Genomic DNA, 2,501 nt, shown 5'->3' with positions numbered 1-2,501 from the left:
ATCAGCAAGTCAAGTTATAGGACAATATTATAACTTCTTACGTCTTGGATTTGAAGGGTACAGACAAATACATCAACGTACAAAAGATGTAGCTATGTACTTAGCAGATGAAATAGAAAAAACAGGATTATTTAAAATCTATAATAATGGTGAAAACTTACCAATAGTATGTTACAGATTAAAAGATGAAAATGCTGTTGATTGGACATTATATGATTTAGCAGATAGATTAGCAATGAAAGGATGGCAAATACCTGCATATCCATTACCAATAAACTTAGATAAGACTATAATACAACGTATAGTATGTAGAGCAGACTTAAGTCATGATATGGCTGAATTATTCATAAGAGATTTAAAAGCAGCTATAAAAGATTTAAATAATGCAAATGTATTAGTACATGGTAAAAAAGAAGAAAACAAAGTATATGGATTTACTCACTAAAATAAAATGATGTGTTTTATTCAGCAACTGGTGCTATATTATTTCCATCAGTTGCTCTTTTTATATCTAATATAAATTAAGTTAATAATTACATAATTTAAGTATTTGTTTTATATACTTTTAAAAATATAATTCGGAGGTAATAGAAAATGAATTACTATATTAGTATACTTTTCAGAGCTATACCATTAGTTATGGGAGCTATATGTTTATGTTATGGTTTCTATGTAAAGAATTTAGGTCAAGCTATGGGATCTGAATTTGTAGTAGCAGGCCATGTTTTAATTTTTTTAACAGCTATATGTATAGCTTTATTTACAACAGCAGCAACCATAATAAGACAACTTATAAACAAATATAATAATTTTTATAGATGGTTACTTCCTTCAATAGGATATCTAGCATCTTTATTTACAATAGTATCAGGTATTATACTATTTGAAACACTAGGAATAAACCCACCTTATTTTGTATCAGGAAATGTAGTTTTTGGATTAGGACTTATAGCATGCTGTGTTTCTACAGTTGCAACATCTTCTACTAAATTTATATTAATACCTAAAAATAGCTCTTCTTTAAAAGAAGGAGATATACCAGAAGGAGCATTTAAGGAATCAACAGCAAAAATATTAATATCAGTACCTATAGTTTGTACTTTAATAGCTTTTACAAGAGGTATTTACTTATTAATATCATCTTCAGCAACTGATAACTTTGTAGCAGGACACGTATTAATAGGAATATCCTTTGTATGTGCAAGTTTAATAGCATTAGTAGTAAGTGTTGTAAAACAAATTCAAAATACATTTACAAATAAAGAACGTTATAATTGGTCAATTTTTGTTTTTATTTTAGGAAGTATAAATGTAACATGGGGAATAGCAATACTTTCAATAGCAAATGATCCAGCATGGATAGCACCTGGATTTGTTTTAATTGGATTAGGAATAGTATGTTACAGTATATTGAGTAAAGTTTTATTATTAGCATTAGTATGGAGAAAAACATGCAAATTATCAAAAAGAGTTCCTTTAATCCCGGTAGTTACATCGCTTACATGTTTATTTATAGGTGCATTTTTATTTGAAGCTCAATTATTTAATATAGCTTATTTTATTCCAGCTCGTGTCATGATTGGACTTGGAGCAATTTGTTTTACGTTATTCTCTATAGTTTCAATACTAGAAAGTGGAACTTCATCTTCAAAAGAAGAATAAAAAATATAAAAAATTACTAAAAAATGTTTATATATATTTAAATGAGGTATATATATATTATAGCAAAAAACAAAGAGAAACTTAGTAAATTAGAGTTATAGTTATCACAATTAGATAAAATAGATTTAAATCAATTTAAATAAGTTGAAAATGATTGAAATTTGCTATTAAAAATATAATCAATTATATATGAAGCATATATATACGAGGAGGCTTTTAAAATGTTATTTGGAAGAAAAAATAAATTAGGAGATAAATATGATACTCCAGTATTTGGGACAACAGAATCTGGCTCTAGTATACCTAAAGATGTATTAGGGAAAGATTCTATTGCTCCAAATCTAGCATATAGATTAATAAAAGATGAGTTAATGAATGAAGGAAATGCAAGACTTAATTTATGTACATTCTGTCAAACATATATGGAAGATGAAGCAACTAAGCTTATGGCAGAAACATTAGAAAAGAATGCAATAGATAAATCAGAATATCCACAAACAACAGAAATGGAAAATAGATGTGTTAATATGATAGCTGATTTATGGCATGCACCAAAAGATCTAAATTATATAGGAACATCAACAGTAGGATCATCAGAAGCATGTATGCTTGGTGGTATGGCTATGAAGTTTAGATGGAGAAATAGAGCTAAAAAATTAGGAATGGACGTTACAAGCAGAAAACCAAACTTAGTAGTATCATCAGGATTCCAAGTTTGTTGGGAAAAATTCTGTGTATACTGGGATATAGAAATGCGTTTAGTTCCAATGGACGAAGAACATATGAGCTTAAATATAGACAAAGTTTTAGATTATGTAGATGACTACACAATAGGGGTT

At 27.9% G+C, this 2,501-nt stretch carries 3 protein-coding genes; all 3 read left to right on the top strand.

Translation table 11 applies throughout. The features are described 5' to 3' along the window. Window positions 1–445: pyridoxal-dependent decarboxylase (locus ABFX13_RS14455; RefSeq protein WP_346047208.1), on the top strand; the 445-nt coding region annotated here is incomplete at its 5' end. 149 nt (window positions 446–594) lie between these two features. Beyond that, window positions 595–1,662, top strand: coding sequence for a DUF2776 family protein (locus ABFX13_RS14450; protein WP_187007008.1), 1,068 nt, complete (start codon window positions 595–597; stop codon window positions 1,660–1,662). A 221-nt stretch (window positions 1,663–1,883) separates the two neighbouring features. After that, on the top strand, window positions 1,884–2,501 hold a 618-nt coding region (locus ABFX13_RS14445; protein WP_346047206.1), incomplete at its 3' end, for a pyridoxal-dependent decarboxylase.

The sequence above is a fragment of the Paraclostridium tenue genome (assembly GCF_039521565.1).
GTDB classification, from domain to species: domain Bacteria; phylum Bacillota; class Clostridia; order Peptostreptococcales; family Peptostreptococcaceae; genus Paraclostridium; species Paraclostridium tenue.
Note: the sequence above shows the minus strand (reverse complement) of the source record. Positions and strands in the feature narration are given on the sequence as shown.